The 21,002-nt window shown below is 63.0% G+C and carries 24 protein-coding genes; 7 read left to right on the top strand and 17 right to left on the bottom strand.

Annotated elements, in window-relative coordinates:
• The first annotated feature begins 2 nt into the window (after positions 1-2).
• From ftsY to rpoH, 4 genes are all read left to right on the top strand, one after another.
• Entirely contained in the window at positions 3-1,196 is a 1,194-nt protein-coding gene (gene ftsY / locus ACEOAC_RS03770; protein WP_413444191.1) for a signal recognition particle-docking protein FtsY, read from the top strand.
• 4 nt (positions 1,197-1,200) lie between these two features.
• Positions 1,201-1,893 (top strand): cell division ATP-binding protein FtsE, encoded by a 693-nt coding sequence (locus tag ACEOAC_RS03765; RefSeq protein ID WP_413444190.1) that lies wholly within the window; start codon positions 1,201-1,203, stop codon positions 1,891-1,893.
• Entirely contained in the window at positions 1,890-2,813 is a 924-nt protein-coding gene (gene ftsX, locus ACEOAC_RS03760) for a permease-like cell division protein FtsX (protein ID WP_413444189.1), read from the top strand. The genes ACEOAC_RS03765 and ftsX overlap by 4 nt, the downstream gene beginning before the upstream one ends.
• A 533-nt stretch (positions 2,814-3,346) precedes the next feature.
• A complete protein-coding gene (gene rpoH / locus ACEOAC_RS03755) occupies positions 3,347-4,246 on the top strand; it encodes an RNA polymerase sigma factor RpoH (RefSeq protein WP_077236081.1) in 900 nt (299 codons plus the stop codon).
• Between the two features lie 81 nt (positions 4,247-4,327).
• Here the strand turns inward: rpoH and ACEOAC_RS03750 are convergent, their stop codons facing one another.
• From ACEOAC_RS03750 to ACEOAC_RS03730, 5 genes are read right to left on the bottom strand one after another with little or no spacing between them, the layout of a single operon-like run.
• Entirely contained in the window at positions 4,328-4,918 is a 591-nt protein-coding gene (locus ACEOAC_RS03750) for an SCO family protein (protein ID WP_077236082.1), read from the bottom strand.
• Positions 4,919-4,922: 4 nt separating this feature from the next.
• Complete coding sequence (cyoE, locus tag ACEOAC_RS03745; RefSeq protein WP_006461523.1) at positions 4,923-5,816, bottom strand: heme o synthase; 894 nt, start codon at positions 5,814-5,816, stop codon at positions 4,923-4,925.
• Entirely contained in the window at positions 5,813-6,949 is a 1,137-nt protein-coding gene (locus ACEOAC_RS03740; protein ID WP_077236083.1) for a COX15/CtaA family protein, read from the bottom strand. The genes cyoE and ACEOAC_RS03740 overlap by 4 nt, the downstream gene beginning before the upstream one ends.
• Positions 6,950-6,990: 41 nt before the next feature.
• Complete coding sequence (locus ACEOAC_RS03735) at positions 6,991-7,617, bottom strand: SCO family protein (protein WP_413444194.1); 627 nt, start codon at positions 7,615-7,617, stop codon at positions 6,991-6,993.
• Entirely contained in the window at positions 7,604-8,326 is a 723-nt protein-coding gene (locus tag ACEOAC_RS03730; RefSeq protein WP_413444188.1) for an SURF1 family protein, read from the bottom strand. Before ACEOAC_RS03730 ends, ACEOAC_RS03735 begins: the two co-directional genes overlap by 14 nt.
• Positions 8,327-8,434: 108 nt before the next feature.
• On the opposite strand from ACEOAC_RS03730, the gene ACEOAC_RS03725 reads away from it, so the two are divergent.
• A complete protein-coding gene (locus tag ACEOAC_RS03725; protein ID WP_006461519.1) occupies positions 8,435-8,635 on the top strand; it encodes a twin transmembrane helix small protein in 201 nt (66 codons plus the stop codon).
• 83 nt (positions 8,636-8,718) lie between these two features.
• On the opposite strand, the gene ACEOAC_RS03720 is transcribed toward ACEOAC_RS03725, so the two are convergent.
• The 8 genes from ACEOAC_RS03720 to ACEOAC_RS03685 all read right to left on the bottom strand — a co-directional run bounded on the left by ACEOAC_RS03720 (position 8,719) and on the right by ACEOAC_RS03685 (position 15,432).
• The gene (locus ACEOAC_RS03720) at positions 8,719-9,579 is read right to left on the bottom strand and encodes a cytochrome c oxidase subunit 3 (RefSeq protein ID WP_039873976.1); all 861 of its coding nucleotides are present in this window, start codon (positions 9,577-9,579) and stop codon (positions 8,719-8,721) included.
• Positions 9,580-9,748: 169 nt separating this feature from the next.
• Entirely contained in the window at positions 9,749-9,979 is a 231-nt protein-coding gene (locus tag ACEOAC_RS03715) for a DUF2970 domain-containing protein (RefSeq protein ID WP_006461517.1), read from the bottom strand.
• Between the two features lie 28 nt (positions 9,980-10,007).
• A complete protein-coding gene (locus tag ACEOAC_RS03710) occupies positions 10,008-10,580 on the bottom strand; it encodes a cytochrome c oxidase assembly protein (RefSeq protein ID WP_039873973.1) in 573 nt (190 codons plus the stop codon).
• Positions 10,577-10,687 (bottom strand): cytochrome oxidase small assembly protein, encoded by a 111-nt coding sequence (locus ACEOAC_RS03705; RefSeq protein ID WP_006461515.1) that lies wholly within the window; start codon positions 10,685-10,687, stop codon positions 10,577-10,579. Before ACEOAC_RS03705 ends, ACEOAC_RS03710 begins: the two co-directional genes overlap by 4 nt.
• A 39-nt stretch (positions 10,688-10,726) precedes the next feature.
• Entirely contained in the window at positions 10,727-12,355 is a 1,629-nt protein-coding gene (gene ctaD / locus ACEOAC_RS03700) for a cytochrome c oxidase subunit I (RefSeq protein ID WP_077236086.1), read from the bottom strand.
• Between the two features lie 18 nt (positions 12,356-12,373).
• Positions 12,374-13,534 (bottom strand): cytochrome c oxidase subunit II, encoded by a 1,161-nt coding sequence (gene coxB / locus ACEOAC_RS03695; RefSeq protein WP_077236087.1) that lies wholly within the window; start codon positions 13,532-13,534, stop codon positions 12,374-12,376.
• A 22-nt stretch (positions 13,535-13,556) separates the two neighbouring features.
• Positions 13,557-14,027, bottom strand: a complete 471-nt coding sequence (locus tag ACEOAC_RS03690) for a DUF2244 domain-containing protein (protein WP_006461512.1) — start codon at positions 14,025-14,027, stop codon at positions 13,557-13,559.
• Positions 14,028-14,481: 454 nt separating this feature from the next.
• On the bottom strand, positions 14,482-15,432 hold the full coding sequence (locus ACEOAC_RS03685; protein ID WP_413444187.1) for a methyltransferase domain-containing protein: 951 nt from the start codon (positions 15,430-15,432) through the stop codon (positions 14,482-14,484).
• A gap of 102 nt (positions 15,433-15,534) precedes the next feature.
• On the opposite strand from ACEOAC_RS03685, the gene ACEOAC_RS03680 reads away from it, so the two are divergent.
• Positions 15,535-16,422 (top strand): phosphoribosyltransferase family protein, encoded by an 888-nt coding sequence (locus tag ACEOAC_RS03680; protein WP_413628696.1) that lies wholly within the window; start codon positions 15,535-15,537, stop codon positions 16,420-16,422.
• A 60-nt stretch (positions 16,423-16,482) separates the two neighbouring features.
• The gene (locus tag ACEOAC_RS03675; RefSeq protein ID WP_182993106.1) at positions 16,483-16,965 is read left to right on the top strand and encodes a tRNA (cytidine(34)-2'-O)-methyltransferase; all 483 of its coding nucleotides are present in this window, start codon (positions 16,483-16,485) and stop codon (positions 16,963-16,965) included.
• Positions 16,966-17,037: 72 nt separating this feature from the next.
• On the opposite strand, the gene ACEOAC_RS03670 is transcribed toward ACEOAC_RS03675, so the two are convergent.
• The 4 genes from ACEOAC_RS03670 to ACEOAC_RS03655 all read right to left on the bottom strand — a co-directional run bounded on the left by ACEOAC_RS03670 (position 17,038) and on the right by ACEOAC_RS03655 (position 20,938).
• Positions 17,038-17,832 (bottom strand): ABC transporter ATP-binding protein, encoded by a 795-nt coding sequence (locus tag ACEOAC_RS03670; RefSeq protein ID WP_413445725.1) that lies wholly within the window; start codon positions 17,830-17,832, stop codon positions 17,038-17,040.
• A 1-nt stretch (position 17,833) separates the two neighbouring features.
• Positions 17,834-18,727, bottom strand: a complete 894-nt coding sequence (locus tag ACEOAC_RS03665) for an ABC transporter permease (RefSeq protein WP_006461507.1) — start codon at positions 18,725-18,727, stop codon at positions 17,834-17,836.
• 129 nt (positions 18,728-18,856) lie between these two features.
• Positions 18,857-19,828, bottom strand: coding sequence for an ABC transporter substrate-binding protein (locus tag ACEOAC_RS03660; protein ID WP_006461506.1), 972 nt, complete (start codon positions 19,826-19,828; stop codon positions 18,857-18,859).
• A gap of 129 nt (positions 19,829-19,957) precedes the next feature.
• Positions 19,958-20,938, bottom strand: a complete 981-nt coding sequence (locus ACEOAC_RS03655; protein ID WP_006461505.1) for an ABC transporter substrate-binding protein — start codon at positions 20,936-20,938, stop codon at positions 19,958-19,960.
• Positions 20,939-21,002: the final 64 nt, after the last annotated feature.

Genomic DNA, 21,002 nt, shown 5'->3' with positions numbered 1-21,002 from the left:
CGATGTTCAGTTTCTTCAAGAGAAAACCCAAACCGGAAGCGCAGCCCGCGCTGCCGCCCCAGCCCGAAGCGGCGCCGCAGCCGGCCCCCACTCCGGTAGAGCCCGTACCGGCAGCCCCCGTCTCACCTGCTGCTCCCGTTGCAACCGCGCCGATGGTGTCTGCACCCGCAGTCGCGCCCGTAGCGGCTTCTACCGCGGCCCCTGCGCCGCCAGTGCTGCCCGAGGCAGTTGCCCCCGTCGAGGATACGGCCGAGGAAGAAGCCGAGATCGTCGCCGCACCCGAGCCGGAACCGGAGGTCAAGCGTTCCTGGCTGTCGCGCCTGAAGGCGGGGCTGTCCAAGACGTCCAGCAATCTCACCACCCTGTTCGTGGGAGCGCGCATCGATGACGATCTCTACGAAGAACTGGAATCGGCACTGCTGGTGTCGGACGCTGGTGTCGAGGCCACCCAGTGGCTGCTGGACGAACTGAAGAAGAAGGTCAAGGCCGAGCGCCTGACCGAAGCCGCCCAGGTGCGTACTGCCTTGCGCACGCTGCTGATCGACCTGCTGCAACCGCTGCAGCGTCCACTGGTGCTGGGCCGCGAGAAGCCGCTGGTGATGATGATCGCCGGCGTCAACGGTGCCGGCAAGACTACCACCATCGGCAAGCTGGCCTTGCACCTGCAGGCCCATGGGCAGTCGGTACTGCTGGCCGCCGGCGACACCTTCCGCGCCGCCGCCCGCGAGCAGCTGGCTGTCTGGGGCGAGCGCAACAATGTGCAGGTGATCGCGCAGGAATCCGGTGATCCGGCTGCGGTGGCCTATGACTCGGTGCATTCGGCGCAGGCGCGCGGCACGCATGTGGTGATGGTCGATACCGCCGGCCGCCTGCCCACGCAATTGCACCTGATGGATGAACTCAAGAAGATCAAGCGGGTCATTGCCAAGGCGATGAGTTCGGCCCCCCATGAAGTGCTGCTGGTCATCGACGGCAACACCGGCCAGAATGCGCTGGCCCAGGTCAAGGCCTTCGATGATGCGCTGGGGCTGACCGGCCTGGTGGTGACCAAGCTGGACGGCACCGCCAAGGGCGGTATCCTGGCCGCCATCGCCAAGACCCGCCCGGTGCCGCTGTATTTCATCGGTGTGGGCGAAAAGATCGAAGACCTGCAACCATTCAACGCCACCGAATTCGTCGATGCCCTCCTGAGCTGAACTGATGATTGAATTTACCCGGGTTTCCAAGCAATACGCGCGCGAGGTCTACGCCCTGCGCGACATCACGCTGTCGGTAAAGAAGGGCGAATTGATCTTCCTGGCCGGCCCTTCGGGCGCCGGAAAATCGACGCTGCTGAAGATGATCGCGGCCATCGAGCGCCCCACGGCGGGCAAGCTGAGCGTCAACGGCACCGACATCGGTGGCATCAAGGCTTCCGGCCTGCCCTACCTGCGCCGCAATCTGGGGTTGATCTTCCAGCAGCAGAAGCTGCTGCTGGACCGCAACCTGCTGGCCAACGTGATGCTGCCGCTGATCGTCACCGGTTCCTCGCGCCAGGACGCCGAAAAGCGCGCCCGCGCCGCGCTGGACAAGGTGGACCTGCTAAACAAGGCCATGTGCGAACCGCTGGAACTGTCCGGTGGCGAGCAGCAGCGGGTGGCCATTGCACGGGCCATCGTCAACCGTCCGCAGATCATTCTGGCCGACGAACCGACGGCCAACCTGGACCGCGCCAATGCCAACAAGGTGCTGGCGGCCCTGAAATCCTTCCATGGCGTGGGCGTGACCTGCCTGATCTCGACCCATGATGAGCAATTCCTGACCGGTGCCGACCGCATCGTCTACCTGGACCGTGGCCGCATCGTCGATGGCTGGCACAACGGCGTGGCCAATCCGGTGGAGGTATCGCCATGAACTGGTTGGGACAGCATTTCGCCGCCATCGCCGACGCCTTGCGCCACCTGCTGCGCTCGCCGGGCAACTTCGTGCTCAACGTGCTGGTGGTCTCGATAGCGCTGGCGCTGCCCTTTGCGGGCCTCTCGGCGCTGGAAAACGTGCGCCCGATCTCGGACCAGATGTCGGTGGAGCCGGAAATCAGCATCTTCATGAAACCCGAGGCCAGCCGCGATGCTGCGCTGGCAGTGGGCAAGACCATCAACCAGGTGTTGAAGGACGGCAATACCAACGGCAAGGTCGAGTTCATCCCGCGCGAGAAGGCCTTCGATGCCTTGAAGAGCAAGACCGGCCTGGCCGATGTGCTCAATACCCTGGGCAGCAATCCGCTGCCGGACAGCTTCGTGGTGCGCCTGCCAGGCTTCGAGAACGCCATGAATGCCGGCCGCGTCGATGACATCGCGCAGCAACTGAAGAAGCAGGCCGGCGTGGATACGGTGCAGATCGACTCGGAATGGGTCAAGCGGCTGGCGGCGTTGCTGCGCATCCTGCGGCTGGTGCTGCTGTTCCTCGGCATTACGCTGGGTGCGGTGGTGGTGGCGGTGGTGTTCAATACGATCCGCCTGCAGGTGATGACGCAGCGCGACGAGATCGAGGTGTCGCGCCTGTTCGGGGCGACCAATTCCTTCATCTACCGGCCCTTCTATTACACCGGCGCGCTGCTGGGCGGATGCGCGGGACTGGTGGCGCTGGGGCTGGTGGTGGCGGCACAGCAACCGCTCAATGCGGCCATCCTCGACTTTGCGCACCTGTATGCGTCGGAATTCCAGCTGGCCCTGCCCAGCCCCATGGCCATCGCGCTGCTGCTGGCCGTGAGCGCCCTGCTGGGCCTGTTCGGGGCAATGCTGTCGGTGCATCGGCAGCTGACCCGCAAGGCCTGAGGCTGTTCCTGGCGCCTCCAGATCGAAGCCCGCAGTAGCGGGCTTCGGTTTTTCTGGCATCGGAAACACCGGTGGAACTCCTCGCCCTGCAATAATTCCAAGTCTCGTACGTCTTCCCAAGGGTGGTCGCCGGTCCCTGCCGGCAAAGCGGCACTTCTGTCTGTGCTCCCTTTTCTGCCCTGGCGTCTGCCTCTTCCCAGCCCCGTGGCGCGCTGCAAAAATTGTTACAAGTTTCTCGCCTGCTTTTGACCCGCATCGCAACTTTTGTCGCCCAAAGGCGACTAATATGAAGGGGAAATAATGCAATGAGGGACTGATCGGCAATAGTCGTCGGCTATCAACGCTTCCCAATCATGCTATTAGCACTCTGGGGTGACGAGTGCTAGAATACCTTATCGAATTGCTCCAGTTTTATGTGAGCACTGCAACAAACCGAGACGATGCGCCCGCTGCGCATCTGCCGCGCCAAGCCACCGGCGCCGGCCCCAAAGCTTACCGCTTCATACTGTTTCCGCTAGGAACGAGGAGAATCCATGAAAACTGCGTCTGCACAAACTGCACTCATGCCTGCCGAGTCCAATGCACTCGCGCTGGGTTTTTCCGGCAGCCTGGGCAATATCGACGCGTATATTTCCGCAGTGAACCGCCTGCCCATGCTGACCCACGAGGAAGAGATCAAGCTGGCCCGCGACCTGCGCGAAAAGAATGACCTGGGTGCCGCCCAGAAGATGGTGTTGTCGCACCTGCGCCTGGTCGTCTCGATCGCCCGTGGTTATCTCGGCTATGGCCTGCCGCACGCCGACCTGATCCAGGAAGGCAACATCGGCCTGATGAAGGCCGTCAAGCGTTTCGATCCGGCGCAGAACGTGCGTCTGGTGTCCTACGCCATGCACTGGATCAAGGCCGAGATCCACGAGTACATCCTGAAGAACTGGCGTCTGGTGAAGGTTGCTACCACCAAGGCCCAGCGCAAGCTGTTCTTCAACCTGCGCAGCCACAAGGAAGGTCTGGACGCGATGACCCCGGCACAGGTCGAGGCGCTGGCCAAGACCCTGGACGTCAAGCGCGAGGAAGTGATCGAGATGGAAACCCGTCTGTCCGGTCGCGATATCGCCCTGGAGTCGCCCACCGATGATGAAGATGACAAGTTCGCACCCATCGCCTACCTGTCTTCCGACAATTCGGAGCCGACCCGCGTGATCGAGGCCAAGCAGTACGATCGCCTGCAATCGGAAGGCCTGGAAGCCGCACTGTCCAAGCTGGATGACCGCTCGCGCCGTATCGTCGAAGCCCGCTGGCTGGCCAATGACGATGGTTCGGGTGCCACCCTGCATGAGCTGGCTGATGAGTTCGGTGTGTCTGCCGAGCGTATTCGCCAGATCGAAGCGGTCGCATTGAAGAAGATGAAGACGGCGCTGCAGGCCTATTCCTGATCCGGCTGATCCGCATCGCAGCAACAAGAAAGGCGCCCTCGGGCGCCTTTCTTTTTTCCATCTCTGGATGAGCTCTCCGGCTCAGTTCAACAGCAGCTTGATGTCATGCGTCAGGGTCTGCGGTCCCTGGCCGTGCTTGACGAACAGGCGGATGTGGCCCTGGGTGTCGAACACATAGCTGCCGGCCGTATGGTCCATGGTGTAGCTGCCGGGCTGCTTGCCAGGTACCTTCTGGTAGAACACCTTGAATTCCTTGGCGACCTTCTCGGTCTGCGGAAGGTCACCGCGCAGGCCCAGGAAACGCTTGTCGAAGGCTGGCACGTATTGCGACAGCACTTCCTGCGTATCGCGCTCGGGATCGACGGTGACAAAGAGCACTTGCACCTTGTCCGCATCCGGCCCCAGTTCCTTCATGACATTGGCCATCTCGATCATGGTGGTCGGGCAGACGTCCGGGCACTGGGTGTAGCCGAAGAACATGACCACCACCTTGCCCTTGAAATCGGCCAGGGTGCGCGGCTTGCCGTTGTGGTCGGTCAAGGCGAAGTCCTTGGCGTAGTCCAGGCCGGTGACATCGGTATTGTTGAACTTCAGCTCAGGCTTGGACGGGCCACAGGCCGCCAGCAACGTTGCGCAGCCGGCCAGCAGCAGCGCCGAGAAAAATCTTTTCATGGGCTTAGAAACCGCGGAACAGGAAATAGTGATCCACCAGCAGTACCGCAAACAGGATGGACAGGTAGACGATGGAATAGGCGAAGGCCTTGCGCGCGATCAGGTCGGTGTAGCGGCGATAGATCTGCCAGGAATACCAGAAGAAGATCGCTCCCAGCACGACCGCCGTGGCCAGATAGATCAGGCCGCTCATGCCAATGGCAAAGGGCAGCAGGCTCACGGCGAAGAGCGCGATGGTGTACATCAGGATGTGCAACTTGGTCACATCCATGCCGTGCGTGATGGGCAGCATGGGCAGGCCGGACTTGGCGTAGTCGTCACGGCGGTACATGGCCAGCGCCCAGAAGTGCGGCGGCGTCCAGATGAAGATGATCATCACCAGCACCCAGGCCTGCATCGGCACGTCGTTGGCAATCGCAGCCCAGCCCAGGGCGGGTGGCATGGCGCCGGCCAGGCCGCCGATGACGATGTTCTGCGAGGTGGCGGGCTTGAGGATGATGGTGTAGATGATGGCGTAGCCGACGAAGGTGGCGAAGGTCAGCCACATGGTCAGCGGATTGACCAGGTTGTACAGCACCCACATGCCCAGGCCGCCGAGTACGCCCGAGAACACCAGCGTCTGCGGCACCGTGATTTCGCCGCGCGCCAGTGGCCGGCGGGCGGTGCGGGCCATGCGCGAATCAATCTCGCGCTCGACCAGGCAATTGATGGCGAAGGCGGCCCCGGCCAGGAGCCAGATACCCACCGTCCCGAAAATGACCTTGTGCCAATCCGGCAGATCGGGCGTGGAGAGGAACATGCCGATCACGGCACAGAACACGGCCAGCTGCGTCACACGCGGCTTGGTCAGTGCCCAGTACTGGGCGATGCGGTTGGGTTGGGCGGTCAGTGTGGTCATGGCGTGACGGGCCGGGCGGATGCTGGTGGAGCAGCGACGGCCAGGCCGGAGGGTGCGTAACGGACCTTGTAGTTTAACATGACCATGAGGATGACCAGCAGCGCCGCCCCGCCGTTATGGACCACGGCAATGGCCAGCGGCCAGTTCAGATAGATGGTCGCCAGACCGGTACAGAGCTGCAAACCCAGCACGATCAGCATCCAGCGGGCGGTCTTGCGCAAGCCCTCGTCACGCAGGGCGCGGTGTGCCAGCCATACAACATACAAGATCACGACAAAGGCAAAACTGCGGTGCACCCAGTGGATTGCGGTCAGCGCTTCGACCGGCAGGTAGTCGCCGGCCGAGGTCATGCCCAGGTGGCGCCACAGGGTAAAGCCGTGCTCGAAGTCCATCTGCGGCACCAGCTGACCGTTGCAGAGCGGGAAATCGGAACAGGCCAGCGCCGCATAGTTGGTACTCACCCAGCCCCCCAGCGCGATCTGCAGCGCCAGCAGGGCGGCGCCGATGGTGGCCGGCACGATCAAGGCGCGCCCGGCCGCAGAAACCGGCACATGGGTCTCCTGCCGCGCGCCCAGCCAGGCCAGCATGGCCAGCAATGTCAGGCCCAGCAGCAGGTGAATCGTGACGATGACGGGTTGCAGCTTCATGGTCACGGTCCAGGCACCGAAGGCCCCCTGCAGGCAGACGAAGCCCAGCAGGGCCGTAGGGAACCAGGGGCGGAACTGCAGCTCGGTCCTGCCCGATCTGATCCAGCGTCGCCACGCCGTCACCATCAGCACGATGATCAGGAAGCCCACCGCCATGGCGAAATAACGGTGGATCATCTCGATCCAGGCCTTGGCCCAGGTGACCGGGCCGAAGGGCATGGCTTCCTGGGCGGCATTGATGTGTTCATGCGCCAGCAGCGGATTGGCGTGGCTGTAGCAACCCGGCCAGTCGGGGCAACCGAGGCCGGAATCGGTCAGGCGCGTGAAGGCGCCGAACATGATCAGGTCGAAGGTAAAGAACAGCGTCACCCACACCAGCTTGCGGTATTTGTTGGCCACGCCCTGTGCGCGCGAGACCAGCGCCAGGGGGATCAGGGCGACCACGAGCCCGGTCAGGCCCAGTTGTATCAGCGTCGTTGCATTCATCTTGATTCAAACTTGCGTCAGCATGCGTGCCGGCCCGGGCATCACCCGATGGCCGAAGCGCGCAGCAGCTTGGAAATGTCCTTCTTCATCTTGCCGGGATCGGGGTCCTTGGGGAAGCGCATCATCAGATTGCCCAGCGGGTCGATCAGGTAGATGTGGTCTTCGACCGAGGTACCGGCATCGACCGGCAACCAGGACTGCAATTTGCCGGCGTCCACCCGAAGGATATCGGTTCCGTCGTATTCGCGCAGGAGCAGGGTCTGGATGGGTGCGCGATCGGTCACCAGCCAGACGCGTTCGACGCGCTCCATCTCCTTGCCCTGCATCAGCCGCAGCTGGCGCATGGTCAGCAGTTTCTGCTGGCAGGGCGCGCCGCATTCGCCGCGGTCCACCTGCAACATCACCCACTTGCCCTTGTAATCCTCAAGCCTGGCAGGGCCGCCATCGATGGCGCTGCTGCCCAGGTCGGGAATCGGATACTGGCGCGGGTCGATCAAGGCGCCGTAGTTGTTGCGGCTCTGCGGCTTGACCACGTAGTAGGTGAAATAGGAGGCGATCAGCGGCGCAGCACAGACCGCCACGATGGCCAGCATCTTCCAGCGACCGAGGCGGCGACGGCGCGCATCTTCCAGGGGCGCCGGCTTGGCAGGGACTTCAGGCTTTGTCATGACGACCACGTTTGTATCCTGTCACGATGAAAAAAATCAGCGCCATGGCGGCCAGTGCATACCATTGCACCGCGTAACCGCGATGGCGGTCGATGCCCAGCGAAGGCGCGGGCCAGTCGCGTACCAGCGCATCACCGGGCTTACCGCCCTGCTCTAGCACCAGCGGCGAAAGCGCCATGCCGCTGGCCTGCGCCAGTGCGGGGATGTCCAGATTCTGCAGGATGGCCTGCGGCCGGGGCGCATCGGCCTGGCCCAGCTGCAGCACGTGGCCGGCATCATGGCGCAGCACGCCCTCCACTTCCGTCACACCCGCAGGTGGTGCCACCTGCGGTACCCGCGTGCGATCGGCGGCATCACGCGGCGCCCAGCCGCGCGCCACGACCACGGCCTGCGGGCTGCCTTCCGGCTTGAATAACGTCAGCACGTGAAACCCGACGGCGCCATTGTAGGGACGATTTTCCAGATAAAGCGTCCACTGCGGAACGAACTCTCCACGCAGCTTGATATGGCGGAATTCCATATCGCTGGTGACCGCTTCCGCGGGCAGGGTCAGCAATGGCGTTTCGCCGGCACGCGCCTGCATGTGCTGCTGCAGGGCGGTTTTCTCCGCCGCCCGATGACTCTGCCATTGCCCCAGCGCGATACCGGCGGCGGCCACGATCAACGTGGCGCAGAAGGGAATAATGCGAAAGCGGAATCTGGTCGGCATCGGGGAGGTTTGGCCTTACAATGAACCCACAACTGGAACGGAAAAACTAAGTAAACCAGCGCTGCATACTACCCCAAGCCAGCGGACCGAGACAGGAATTCTACCGCCATGAAAATCATCGTCGCCATCGCCTTCATCCTGATCCTGGCCAGCCTGGCCTCGGCACTGATCTTCCTCATGCGCGACAAGGGCAAGAGCAATCGCACGGTCCAGGCGCTGACCTTGCGAGTGGGCTTTTCGGTGGCGCTGTTCCTGTTCATCCTGCTGAGCTACAAGCTGGGCTGGATACAGCCGACCGGCATCCGCTGAAACCTTCCCTCACATGAAAAGGCCGCACCGAAGTGCGGCCCTCACTTGACTGGACTACCTGGATTGCCAGGAATTCACCAGGCTTACAGCCAGTACACCACCACGTACAGTCCCAGCCACACCACGTCTACGAAGTGCCAATACCAGGCCGCCCCCTCGAAGGCGAAATGGTGGGTCGGCGTGAAGTGCCCCCGCAGCAGGCGATACAGCACCACCGACAGCATGATAGCGCCCATGGTCACGTGGAAGCCGTGGAAACCGGTCAGCATGAAGAAGGTGGAACCGTAGATGCCCGAGGTCAGCTTCAGGTTCAGCTCATGGTAGGCGTGGATGTATTCATAGGCCTGGAAGCCCATGAAGACCGCGCCCAGCAGGATGGTGAGGAAGAGCCACACCGCCGTCTGCGTACGATGTCCGGCGCGCAGCGCATGGTGCGAAATGGTCAGCGTCACGCCGGAGGTCAGCAGCAGCAAGGTGTTGATGGTGGGAATGGGGAACGGTCCCATGGTGGTGAAGTTCTCCACCGTTCCCGCCGGGCCGACATTGCCCCACTGACCGGCGAAGTCTGGCCAGATCAGCTTGTGGTCGAGGTCAGCCAGCCAGGGCATGGTGATGCTGCGGGCATAGAACAGCGCACCGAAGAAGGCGGCAAAGAACATCACCTCCGAGAAGATGAACCAGCTCATGCTCCAGCGATAGGAGAGGTCGATGCGCTCGCTGTAGAGACCGGACTCGGATTCGCCGATGGCGTCGCCGAACCAGTAATACAGCACCACCAACACCATCAGGATACCGAGGATATTGACATAGGGCGCCCACGACACCCCGTTGACCCAGGCCGAGGCCCCGATCATGGTGATGAGCATGGAAATGCCTGCCATCATCGGCCAGCGCGACGGGCCTGGAACGAAATAATGGGGCGCCTTGGCTTGCTGAGAACTCATGTTCTTCTCCCGGTACGAAATCCGATTACGGTTGCCTGGTCTGGTGCTGCATTCATCTGTGGTGAATGCCATTGCGTTCCAGGTTCACTTTTTCCTAATGCTCAAATCCATCGCTGCCTCTACCGGCCCGCTCAATGGCCACCCACGTCCCATGCGCGTCACCACCCGTCTAGCCACCCGCCGCACTGGCCACCACCAGCTTGACGATGGTCACCAAGATGGCGATGAAGATGGCCGCGCCGAGGATGCCGGCGATGATCACGTGCACCGGATTGAGCCTGGCGGCATCCGATTCGTAATCCTTGCGCTTGCGCACGCCGAAGAAGGACCAGAACACCGCCTTCATCGTCGCGCCGAACGAGGCCTTGCGCTGCGCCGCCTGTTTCAGCTCATCGTCCAAACCGTCTCCTCGCAGGGCCAGCCCTGCTTCAGCCTGCCGTCTTGTCCTTGCCGTTGATCTCGAAGAAGGTATAGGACAGCGTGATCGTGGTCACCTCCTTGGGCAACTTCGGATCGATATAGAACACCACCGGCATCTGCTTGGCCTGGTTGGGCCCCAGCGTCTGCTGGGTGAAGCAGAAGCACTCCACCTTCTTGAAGAAGGCCGCCGATTGCTGCGGCGCATAGCTGGGGATGGCCTGGGCGTCGACATTGCGCGCCTGGGTATTGACCACCTCGTAGGTGACTTGCGTCATCTCGCCCGGATGCACCTGCATGCTGGTCACCGTGGGCCGGAAACGCCACGGTCCCTGGGCATTGCCATCGAACTCCACCGTGATCGTGCGCGTCTTGTCGATCTGCGTATTGGCCGGCGCCTCTACCGTCACGTCCTTGGGGGTGAGGAAATTCACCCCGGTCACTTCACAGATCTTGCGATAGACCGGGATCAGCGCGTAACCGAAACCGAACATCAGTACCGCCACCACGACCAGCTTCCTGAGCATCGTGCGGTTCAGGCCACGCTCTTCTGCTTGTTGCTCCTGATCCGATGGACGAGTCATTTGGCGAACCAGATACGGTTGATGAAAATCCCCACGAAGAAGGCCAGCGCCACCAGCCCCAGCAGGAGGCCGGTGCGCAGGTTGTTGGGCTTCTTGCGTTCGCTCATGGCGGCTCCGTTGGCGTAGGTTGTCTTGTCCACAGGCGCTTACTTCACCACCGGCGGTTCTTCAAAGGTGTGGAAGGGCGCCGGGCTGGGCACGGTCCATTCCAGGCCTTCGGCGCCATCCCAGGGCTTGGCTTCGGCCTTCTGGCCGCCCTTGATGGAGGGAATCACCACGAAGAACAGGAAGTACACCTGCGACAGGCCGAAACCGAAGGCGCCGATGGAGGCGACCATGTTGAAATCGGTGAACTGCGCCGGGTAGTCGGCATAGCGACGCGGCATGCCGGCCAGACCCAGGAAGTGCATCGGGAAGAAGGTGATGTTGAAGGTGATCAGCGAGGCCCAGAAGTGGAACTTGCCGCGCCATTCGTTGTACATGTAGCCGGTCCACTTGGGACCCCAGTAGTAGTAACCGGCGAAGAGCGCAAACAGGGAACCGGCCACCAGCACGTAGTGGAAGTGGGCCACCACGTAATAGGTGTCCTGCATCTGGATGTCGATGGGCGTAACCGCCAGGATCAGGCCGGTGAAGCCGCCCATGGTGAAGACGAAGATGAAGCCCACCGAGAACAGCATCGGCGTCTCGAAGGTCATCGAGCCGCGCCACATGGTGGCGATCCAGTTGAAGATCTTCACGCCGGTGGGCACGGCAATCAACATGGTGGCGTACATGAAGAACAGCTGCGCGGTGACCGGCATGCCGGTGGTGAACATGTGGTGCGCCCAGACGATGAAGGACAGGATCGCGATCGAGGCGGTCGCATACACCATGGAGGCATAGCCGAACAGCGGCTTGCGGGCGAAGGCCGGGATGATCTGCGAGACGATGCCGAAGGCCGGCAGGATCATGATGTAGACCTCTGGGTGACCGAAGAACCAGAAGATGTGCTGGTACATCACCGGGTCGCCACCGCCGGCGGCGTTGAAGAAGGAGGTGCCGAAGTGACGGTCGGTCAGCGTCATGGTGATGGCACCGGCCAGCACCGGCATGACGGCGATGAGCAGGTAGGCGGTGATCAGCCAGGTCCAGCAGAACATGGGCATCTTCATCAGCGTCATGCCGGGCGCGCGCATGTTGAGGATGGTGACGATGATGTTGATCGAGCCCATGATGGAAGAGGCACCCATGATGTGCATGGCGAAGATACCCATGTCCATGCCGGGCCCCATCTGGGTCGACAGCGGTGCGTACAGCGTCCAGCCGGCGGCAGTGGCGCCACCCGGCACCAGGAAGGAACCCGCCAGCAGCAGGGCGGCCGGTGGCAGCAGCCAGAAGGAGAAATTGTTCATCCGCGCGAAGGCCATGTCGGAGGCGCCGATCTGCAGCGGAATCATCCAGTTGGCGAAGCCCACGAAGGCCGGCATGATCGCGCCGAACACCATCACCAGGCCGTGCATGGTGGTCAACTGGTTGAAGAATTCGGGACGGAAGAATTGCAGACCGGGATGGAACAGCTCGGCCCGGATCAACAGCGCCAGCACCCCGCCAGAGAGCAGCATGGTGAACGAGAACCACAGGTAGAGCGTGCCGATGTCCTTGTGGTTGGTGGCGAAGAGCCAGCGCCGCCAGCCGTGGGGGTGATCGTGCGCATGATCGTGGTGATCGTCGTGAGCATGCCCATGCCCGTGATCGTGGGAATGGTCGGGGGCGTGGTCGACAGTGGTAGTCATGTCCGGTTCTCCAAACGATTACTTGCGGGCGGCCAGCACTTCGGCCGGCTGCACGATGTTTTCCGCGGCCTTGTTGGACCAGGCGTTACGCGTGTAGGTGATGACGGCGGCGATCTCGGTGTCGTTGAGCGAGCCCTTCCAGGGCGGCATGGCGTTCTTGCCGTTGAGCACCAGGTGGATCTGGTCAGCCCTGGGGCCATTGACCACCGGGCTGCCATCGAGCGCCGGGAAGGCGCCCGGCAGACCCTTGCCGTTGGCCTGGTGGCAGGTCACGCAGTTGGCGGCATAGACCTTTTCGCCACGCTGCTTCAACTCGTCCACGGTCCAGGTCTTGGTGGGGTCATCAGCCTTGGCGGCCATTTCCTTCTTCTTTTCGTCGACCCACTTCTTGTAGTCGTCATCGCTGACCACGTTGACCACGATGGGCATGAAGGCGTGGTCCTTGCCGCACAGTTCCACGCACTGGCCGCGATAGGTGCCGATCTTCTCGGCGCGGAACCAGGTATCGCGCACGAAGCCGGGGATGGCATCCTGCTTCACGCCGAAGGCGGGGATGGTCCAGGAGTGGATCACGTCGTTGGCGGTGGTGACGATGCGCACCTTCTTGTTGACCGGCACCACGACGGGGTTGTCCACCTCGATGAGGTAGTTGTCGTTCTTCTTCAGCGAGGGATCGGTGATCTGCTCGCGCGGCGTGGCCAGGTTGGAGAGGAAGGAAATGCCTTCCCCTTCGCCCTTGAGGTAGTCGTAGCCCCACTTCCATTGCATGCCGGTGACCTTGATGGTGAGGTCGGCGTTGGAGGTGTCCTTCATGGCGACCACCGTCTTGGTAGCCGGCAGGGCCATGCCGATCACGATCAGGAATGGCACCACGGTCCAGGCGATTTCCACGGTCGTGCTTTCGTGGAAGGTGGCGGCCTTGTGGCCGACCGACTTGCGGTGCTTGATGATGGAATAGAACATGACCCCGAACACCGCCACGAAGATCACCAGGCAGATGATCAGCATCAGGATGTGCAGGTCGTAGATCTGCTCGGCGATCTTGGTCACCGGCGGCTGGAAGTTCATCTGCAGCACGGCCGGTCCCCCCGGACTGTCCACCACTGCCCAGGCCGGCAAGCCGGCTGCCAGCAGCGAGGCACCGAGGGTCAGGGATTGAAGGCGCTTCGCAAGTTTCATGGATTTCCTCAAAAGCCCAAAATTATAAGAATGAGAGTGCAGCCGTCCCGCCGGCCCTGGCGGAGAGTGCGCGCTCCAGCTCCTGCGCGAATTCGTATCGCTTCCACTCGCTCATGAACCGTCCCACTTCCACGCGCTGCCCCCGGCTCTCCAGGGCCACCAGTGCCTGGCGTCCTGCTGGAAAAGCGATGCGCATGCCATGCAACTGCAATTTGCTGCGATGCCGATGACTACCCTGGAAGAGTTCGACCACCAGGCCATCATCGACCAGCATCACTACTTCGCGATCCGTGGCGTGACGGGCGTAGACCAGCATGGCCGCGCCCACCGCCAATAATTCAATGACTGAAAAAAACAGGATGGTCCAGGCGCCGTGGAGCGTGAAGCCCAGCGCGACCGTGAGTGAAACCGTACAAAGGATTGCGAAGACCCACGCCAGCTGACGTGGCGCAATCGAACAATTGCGCTTCAATATCCATTCCCGCGTCTCCATAGCACCTCGCCAGCATGATTGTCGGTCGAGCGTGTCTCTGTTTCGATCCGCTGCAGGATCACTCACTGGATGGCGGGGGCGGCCCGGTCTTGCTGGCTGGCCTGCCTGGTCTTGACGCTATCCGTGGCTATCCGTTTTGCGGTCTTTATTTATTCTTGCTATTTGTTCGTGCTGGAATTTCTTTGTGTGAATTTTTTTACCCATTTGAGTATAAGGGCTAACGTCGCCATGGATCAAGCACGCACCGCCGCATTGACAACGGCAGCGCCGGCGGCCGCACCAGCACACCCCGCCGCCTGCCGCACAGCGGCCATGGGCCTGGCTTGGCGGGCGACTACAGGGTGTGCAGGGGTGAGGCCGGGCGTCACGATACAGCAACTATGCGCACAGCCAGATAGTGCTGTGCGACTAAGCCTTATATGAAGTAATGGATAAAGTGGAGAACAGCCAGGGCCTATCGCGGGGGCCGTTCGAAACGGATGATGCTCTCCCCGGCCGCCGTGGTCTTGGGTACCGGACGGAAGGCGTGGCCATAGACGATCTCGAAGGTCAGCGGGATCTTGCCGTCGGGCTTGCGCATGGCTTCGAAGGCCGCCAGCAGGCGCTGGTACTGATGGCGGCTCATCATGCTGCGGCGCCGCGATTCGAGTGGATTGCCGCCCCAGGCACGCACGTCTTCCAGCAGGCGCTGAGGGGTTTCATAGGTCACGGTAATGGTCTCCATGTCCATGACGGGCGTGGAGAAGCCGGCATTGACCAGCATGTCGCCGAAGTCGTGCATGTCGACGAAAGGCAAGGTGTGCGGTGCAAGATCGATGCTCTCGAAGGCGCTGCGGACCTCGCGCAGGGTATCGGGACCGAAACAGGAAAACATCAGCAGCCCTTCCACCCGCAGCACCCGGCGCCACTCGGCAAATACCCGGTCGGGCTGGGGGTGCCAGTGCAGGGCCAGGTTGGACCAGACCAGGTCCAGCGCATTGGCGGCCAGCGGCAGCTGGGCGAAATCGGCGCAGGCCAGTTGCGGACCGTTGGCGCCGGCACCAGGGCCAGCCCCCAGCCATTTGTTGATGGAGCCGAAGAGCCGGTTCATGGCCGTCTGCGCGCCGCGCTGGTGCTCGGCGGCGCGGGCCAGCATGCCGTAGGCACCATCCAGGCCGATCACGCTGGCCTCGGGGTAACGCTTCTGCAGCACCGGCAGGTCGGCACCTTCGCCGCAACCGGCGTCGAGCACCTCGCGCGGTTCTATCTTCACCAGGGCCAGGCGCTCCTGCATGCGCGCCGACACTTCGCGACGCAGGAAATCGGACTCGGCCACCCGTTGCGGCTGGCCGAAACGGCGACGCACCAGGGGCAGATCGATGGGAGCGCTCAGCTTGGCGCTGGCTGTAGGCGGCGGCAGGGACATCGGGATCGGGTGTAGGGAAACAGAGGGGCAGCAGATCCGGGAGGGCTGATGCGATAATGCGCGTAGTTTAGTCGAAATCCATTTTTCCCGGGCGCCGCACGCATGGACCCCAAACCGCCAACTTCCCCTGCCAAACCGGCCCAGGCCAAGCCTGCCGGCGCTTATCGCGCCGTCACTGGCAAGCCGCCGACGTCGTCGAAGCCGTCCATGTCGTCGAAACCGTCGAATTCGGGCAAGCCGGCCGGTCCCGGCTGGCTGCAGCGGCTGCTGGCGCACATGCCGCAGTTGCTGCCCTCGTCCTGCGCGCTGTGCGGCGCGGCCGGGCGCGAGACGCTGTGCGCGCCCTGTCACAAGCGCTTCTATACCCGCCAGCACCGGCGCTGCATCCAGTGCGCCCTGCCGATGCCGGTGACCGGCAAGGAACTGCGCTGCGGCGCCTGTCTCAAGGATCGCCCGGCCTTCGACGCCACCATTGTCGCCACCGATTACTTCGCGCCGTCCGACCAGCTGGCGCTGGCCCTGAAATTCGGCGCAGACCTGCGCCTGGCGCCCTTGCTGGCCCGCCTGATCTATGACGCCTCGCGTCGCAATCCGGTCCCTGGCAGTGATGTGCAGCTGGCCATGCCGACGCTACTGGCACCGGTACCGCTGGGACTGGCACGGTTGCAGGAGCGCGGCTTCAACCAGGCGCTGGAGATCGCCAAGCCCCTTTCCCGGATGCTGGAGATCCCCCTCAATGGCCGCCTGCTGGAGCGCAAGAAGGAAACCCAGGCGCAATCAGCGCTACCGGTAGGCGCACGGGCCCGCAACGTACGCTCGGCCTTCGCCCTGCCCTTCGCAGCGATGGACCAGGTACGCGGCCTGCACGTGGGCATCGTCGATGATGTCATGACCACCGGCGCCACCTTGAATGAAGTGGCGATCGTGCTCAAACGGCACGGCGCGCGCCGGGTGACCAACCTGGTGTTTGCCCGCACCCTGCCAACCTGAGCGCAGGCCGGTCCCCTTATTCCCTTTATTGCTTGTCCCATTTCCCCGCAGGAGAGTCTTTTGTTCCACGTCGTCCTGGTCGAGCCGGAGATCCCTCCCAATACCGGCAACATCATCCGCCTGTGCGCCAATACCGGCGCGCAACTGCATCTGGTCGAGCCGCTCGGCTTTCCGCTGGACGACGCCAAGATGCGGCGCGCAGGGCTGGACTATCACGAATACGCCAACATGCAGGTACATCCCGACTGGGACAGCTTCCTGGCGCACCGGCGTGAAGACCCGCAGTTCGATGAAACCCGCATGTTCGCCATGACCACCCATGGCTCGACGCCTTTCGCCGGGCTGGCCTTCCGTGCTGGCGACACCTTCGTCTTCGGCTCCGAAACGCGGGGACTGGCGCCGGAGCGGCGCGAATCCTTTCCCACGACGCAACGCATCCGCCTGCCGATGCGCCCGGGCAATCGCAGCATCAACCTGTCCAATACGGTGGCGGTGGTGGTCTATGAGGCCTGGCGGCAGAATGGCTATGACGGCGGTAGCTGATTACCGCTCGCGCTCATGAAAAACGGCTCCCGAGGGAGCCGTTTTCTTTTTGCAGCGTCAGCTGGCTGAGGATCACCCCAGCAGCAGGGCATCGTCGGAAAGTTTCTCTCCGCGCGTCTGCTCGAACATCTTCAGCAGGTCCGGCACGTCCAGCCCGGCGCGTTCCGGCCCGGAGACGTCCAGCACCACGCGCCCCTGGTGCAGCATCACGGTGCGGTCGCCGTAGTCCAGCGCCTGGCGCATGCTGTGGGTCACCATCATGGTGGTCAGCTTGCTCTCGGCGACGATCTTGGCGGTCAGCTCCAGGACGAAGGCAGCGGTCTTGGGGTCCAGCGCGGCCGTGTGCTCGTCCAGCAGCAGGATGCGTGACGGTTGCAGCGACGCCATCAGCAGGCTCACCGCCTGGCGCTGGCCGCCGGAGAGCAGGCCGATGCGGTCGGTCAGGCGATTCTCCAGACCCAGGTTGAGGATGGAGAGCTTCTCGCGGAACAGCTCGCGCATCTTGCCGCGAATGGCGAAATTGAAGCCGCGACGACGGCCACGCGCCATGGCCAGGGCCATGTTTTCCTCGATGGTCAGCGCTTCGCAGGTGCCAGCCATCGGGTCCTGGAAGACACGCGCCACCAGACCGGCGCGGTCCCATGCCTGCTTGCGGGTGACATCGGTACTGTCGATCTCGATCTTGCCGGTATCGACCAGCAGGTCACCGGAGATGGCATTGAGGAAGGTCGACTTGCCGGCACCGTTGGAGCCGATCACGGCCACGAACTGGCCGGTCGGGATTTCCAGCGAGAGGCCGCGCAGGGCCGTGTTCTCGATGGGCGTACCGGGATTGAAGGTGATCTTGAGATCGGTGGCTTTCAACATCTCAGGCTCCCTTTCTCAGCAGTTTGAGCTTGCGCTTGCCCATGGGCAGCACCAGCGCCAGCATCACCAGCACGGCCGTCACCAGGTTCAGGTCCTGCGCCTGCAGGCCGATGAAGTCGCTGTTGAGCGCCAGGGCGATGAAGAAGCGATACAGGATGGCGCCCAGGATCACCGCCAGGGTGGTCCACACCAGGCGGCGTGCCGGCAGGATGTTCTCGCCGATGATCACGGCCGCCAGGCCGATGACGATGGTACCGATGCCCATGGAGATGTCGGAGCCGCCCTGGGTCTGGGCGAACAGCGCGCCCGCCAGTGCGACCAGGGCGTTGGCCAGCGCCATGCCGGCCAGCGTGGCGCGGCCGGTGGCGATGCCCTGGGCGCGCGCCATGCGGGCGTTGGCACCGGTGGCACGCATGGCCAGGCCGATCTCGGAGGAGAAGAACCAGTCCAGCATCAGTTTGGCGATGGCCACCACCACCAGCAGGATCAGCGGACGGGCGACGTAGTCGGGGATCGCCTCCGGCTGCAGGATGGTGAAGATGGTCGGCTCCGAAATGAGCGGAACGTTGGGCTTGCCCATCACGCGCAGGTTGATCGAGTACAGCGCGATCATCATCAGGATACTGGCCAGCAGGTCCATGATCTTCAGGCGCACGTTCAGCCAGGCGGTGGTGAAGCCGGCCAGGGCGCCGGCCAGCAGCGCCACGAAGGTGGCCAGGAAGGGATTGAAGCCGGCCGCGATCATCGTGGCCGCCACGGCGCCACCCAGCGGGAAGGAGCCATCGACGGTAAGGTCAGGGAAAACCAGAATGCGGAAGGAAATCAGCACTCCGAGGGCCACCAGGCTGAAGATCAGGCCGATCTCCAGGGCGCCCAAGAGGGTATACAGCGACATAAAAAGGCTTTCTTAAAAAACACATTCGGCACGGCGCGATACGCCATGCCGAATGTCTTCTGCGTTACGCCGGCCGCGGCAAGGGTGATGCAGCCGCCGGCGGTGCATGTCCGGACCGTCAGGACAAGCTTAGTTGAGCACCTTGGTGGCCGACTTCAGGAACTCCGGCGACAGGGTCACGCCCTGCTTTTGCGCCGCCGAGGTATTGACGTACAGCTCCAGGTTCTTGACGGGCGAAGAGGCGATATCGCCGGCCTTCTCGCCCTTCAGGATACGTGCCACCACCTTGCCGGTCTGGCGGCCCATATCGTAGAAGTTCACGCCCAGCGCCGCCACGGCGCCGCGCTTGACGCTGCCGGTATCAGAGGCGATCAGCGGGATCTTGGCATCGTTGCAGACCTTGGCCAGCGACTCGAAGACCGAGACCACGTTGTTGTCGGTGGTGGTGTACATCACGTCGATCTTGCCGATCAGGCTCTTGGCGGCCGGGGCCACGTCCACCGAGCGCGGTGCAGCGGCTTCCACCAGGGTGAAGCCGGCTTTCTGCAGCTCGCCCTTGAGGTTGTTCAGGGCCGACACGGAATTGGCTTCGCCCGGATTGTAAACCACTCCGACGCGCTTGGCCTCGGGCACCACGCGCTTGATCACCTCGACCTGCTTGACCGGGTCCAGCATGTGCGACAGGCCGGTCACGTTGGTACCGGAGGGCTTCCAGTCCTTGACCAGCTGGGCGGCCATGGGGTCGGCGATGGCCGAATAGACGATGGGGATGCTCTTGGTGGCGGCCACCATCGGTTGTGCCGACGGTGTGCCGATGGCGACGATCACGTCGGGGTTGTCACCGACGAACTTCTTGGCGATCTGGCCGGCGGTGCCCGCATTGGCCTGAGCGCTCTGGAAATCCCACTTCAGGTTCTTGCCGGGCTCGAAGCCTTCGGCGATCAGTTCGTCCTTGGTGCCGTCGCGCACGGCGTCCAGCGCCGGGTGTTCGACGAAGGAAGTGATGGCCACCACCTTCTCGGCAGCCAGGGCCGAGGCACATACGGCGCTCAGCGCCAGCGCACCGGCGATGGCGCGCAGGGATTGGGACAGGGCAAACATGTTCATCTCCTCATGATGGTAGTCGGTGCCTCGGCATGATCGTGGCCGGGCATCCTGTTCGTTTTGGTCGCAGGCAGCAGGGCGCCTGATGTGCCGATCCCGCCTTGCAGCGGGATCGACAGGTTCACTTTATTGCTTGATGACGGTCTTGGCCGAACTCACCAGTTCCGGCGAGAGGGTCACACCCTGCTTCTGCGCGGCGGCGGTGTTGACGAACAGCTCCAGCTTGCTGCTGGTGGCCGAGGCGATGTCGCCCGGCTTTTCACCCTTGAGGATGCGGCCGACCACCTTGCCGGTCTGGCGACCCAGGTCGTAGTAATTCACGCCCAGGGCGGCGATGGCGCCACGCTTGACGCTGTCGGTGTCGGAGGCCACCAGCGGGATCTTGGCATCGTTGCCGACCTTGACCAGTGCTTCATAGGCCGAGACCACGTTGTTGTCGGTGTTGGTATAGATCACGTCGACCTTGCCGATCAGGCTCTTGGCGGCCGAACCGACGTCCACCGAACGCGGTGCAGCGGCTTCCACCAGGGTCATGTTGGACTTGGCCAGCAGCTCCTTGAGCGCCTTGACCACCACGGCGGAGTTGGCTTCGCCCGGGTTGTAGACCATGCCCACGCGCTTGGCATTGGGCACTACGCGCTTGATCAGGTCGATCTGCTTGTCCAGTTCCAGCAGGTCGGACACGCCCGTGACGTTGGTGCCGGAGGCCTTCCAGTCCTTCACCAGCTGGGCCGCGACCGGGTCGGTCACGCCGGAATAGACCACCGGGATGCTCTTGGTGGCGGCCACCAGGGCCTGGGCCGACGGGGTGGCGATGGCGACGATGACATCGGGCTTGTCACCGACGAACTTGCGGGCGATCTGGGCGGCGGTGCCGGTGTTGCCCTGGGCGCTCTGGTATTCCCACTTCAGGTTCTTGCCGGCTTCGAAGCCTTCTTCCTTCAACTCGTCCTTCACGCCGTCACGCACGGCATCCAGGGCCGGGTGTTCGACGATGGCGGTCACCGCGACCGACTTGTCGGCAGCCATGGCCGGAGCTGCGCAGACGGCAGCCAGGGACAGGGCGGCGACCATTGCGCGCAGTGTCAGCTTGTTGTTGTAGGACATGCAGTCTCCCTAGAAAAATGTGGATGGATTACCCAAAAACCCGAAAGACGGTAAGTCTAGCCTA

The organism is Herbaspirillum frisingense, from assembly GCF_047325095.1.
GTDB lineage: Bacteria > Pseudomonadota > Gammaproteobacteria > Burkholderiales > Burkholderiaceae_D > Herbaspirillum > Herbaspirillum frisingense.
Note: the sequence above shows the minus strand (reverse complement) of the source record. Positions and strands in the feature narration are given on the sequence as shown.

Coding starts and splice junctions, on each gene's coding strand:
- ftsY (WP_413444191.1), top strand. CDS start 3: ATGTTCAGTTTCTTCAAGAGAAAACCCAAACCGGAAGCGCAGCCCGCG.
- ACEOAC_RS03765 (WP_413444190.1), top strand. CDS start 1,201: ATGATTGAATTTACCCGGGTTTCCAAGCAATACGCGCGCGAGGTCTAC.
- ftsX (WP_413444189.1), top strand. CDS start 1,890: ATGAACTGGTTGGGACAGCATTTCGCCGCCATCGCCGACGCCTTGCGC.
- rpoH (WP_077236081.1), top strand. CDS start 3,347: ATGAAAACTGCGTCTGCACAAACTGCACTCATGCCTGCCGAGTCCAAT.
- ACEOAC_RS03750 (WP_077236082.1), bottom strand. CDS start 4,918: ATGAAAAGATTTTTCTCGGCGCTGCTGCTGGCCGGCTGCGCAACGTTG.
- cyoE (WP_006461523.1), bottom strand. CDS start 5,816: ATGACCACACTGACCGCCCAACCCAACCGCATCGCCCAGTACTGGGCA.
- ACEOAC_RS03740 (WP_077236083.1), bottom strand. CDS start 6,949: ATGAATGCAACGACGCTGATACAACTGGGCCTGACCGGGCTCGTGGTC.
- ACEOAC_RS03735 (WP_413444194.1), bottom strand. CDS start 7,617: ATGACAAAGCCTGAAGTCCCTGCCAAGCCGGCGCCCCTGGAAGATGCG.
- ACEOAC_RS03730 (WP_413444188.1), bottom strand. CDS start 8,326: ATGCCGACCAGATTCCGCTTTCGCATTATTCCCTTCTGCGCCACGTTG.
- ACEOAC_RS03725 (WP_006461519.1), top strand. CDS start 8,435: ATGAAAATCATCGTCGCCATCGCCTTCATCCTGATCCTGGCCAGCCTG.
- ACEOAC_RS03720 (WP_039873976.1), bottom strand. CDS start 9,579: ATGAGTTCTCAGCAAGCCAAGGCGCCCCATTATTTCGTTCCAGGCCCG.
- ACEOAC_RS03710 (WP_039873973.1), bottom strand. CDS start 10,580: ATGACTCGTCCATCGGATCAGGAGCAACAAGCAGAAGAGCGTGGCCTG.
- ACEOAC_RS03705 (WP_006461515.1), bottom strand. CDS start 10,687: ATGAGCGAACGCAAGAAGCCCAACAACCTGCGCACCGGCCTCCTGCTG.
- ctaD (WP_077236086.1), bottom strand. CDS start 12,355: ATGACTACCACTGTCGACCACGCCCCCGACCATTCCCACGATCACGGG.
- coxB (WP_077236087.1), bottom strand. CDS start 13,534: ATGAAACTTGCGAAGCGCCTTCAATCCCTGACCCTCGGTGCCTCGCTG.
- ACEOAC_RS03690 (WP_006461512.1), bottom strand. CDS start 14,027: ATGGAGACGCGGGAATGGATATTGAAGCGCAATTGTTCGATTGCGCCA.
- ACEOAC_RS03685 (WP_413444187.1), bottom strand. CDS start 15,432: ATGTCCCTGCCGCCGCCTACAGCCAGCGCCAAGCTGAGCGCTCCCATC.
- ACEOAC_RS03680 (WP_413628696.1), top strand. CDS start 15,535: ATGGACCCCAAACCGCCAACTTCCCCTGCCAAACCGGCCCAGGCCAAG.
- ACEOAC_RS03670 (WP_413445725.1), bottom strand. CDS start 17,832: ATGTTGAAAGCCACCGATCTCAAGATCACCTTCAATCCCGGTACGCCC.
- ACEOAC_RS03665 (WP_006461507.1), bottom strand. CDS start 18,727: ATGTCGCTGTATACCCTCTTGGGCGCCCTGGAGATCGGCCTGATCTTC.
- ACEOAC_RS03660 (WP_006461506.1), bottom strand. CDS start 19,828: ATGTTTGCCCTGTCCCAATCCCTGCGCGCCATCGCCGGTGCGCTGGCG.
- ACEOAC_RS03655 (WP_006461505.1), bottom strand. CDS start 20,938: ATGTCCTACAACAACAAGCTGACACTGCGCGCAATGGTCGCCGCCCTG.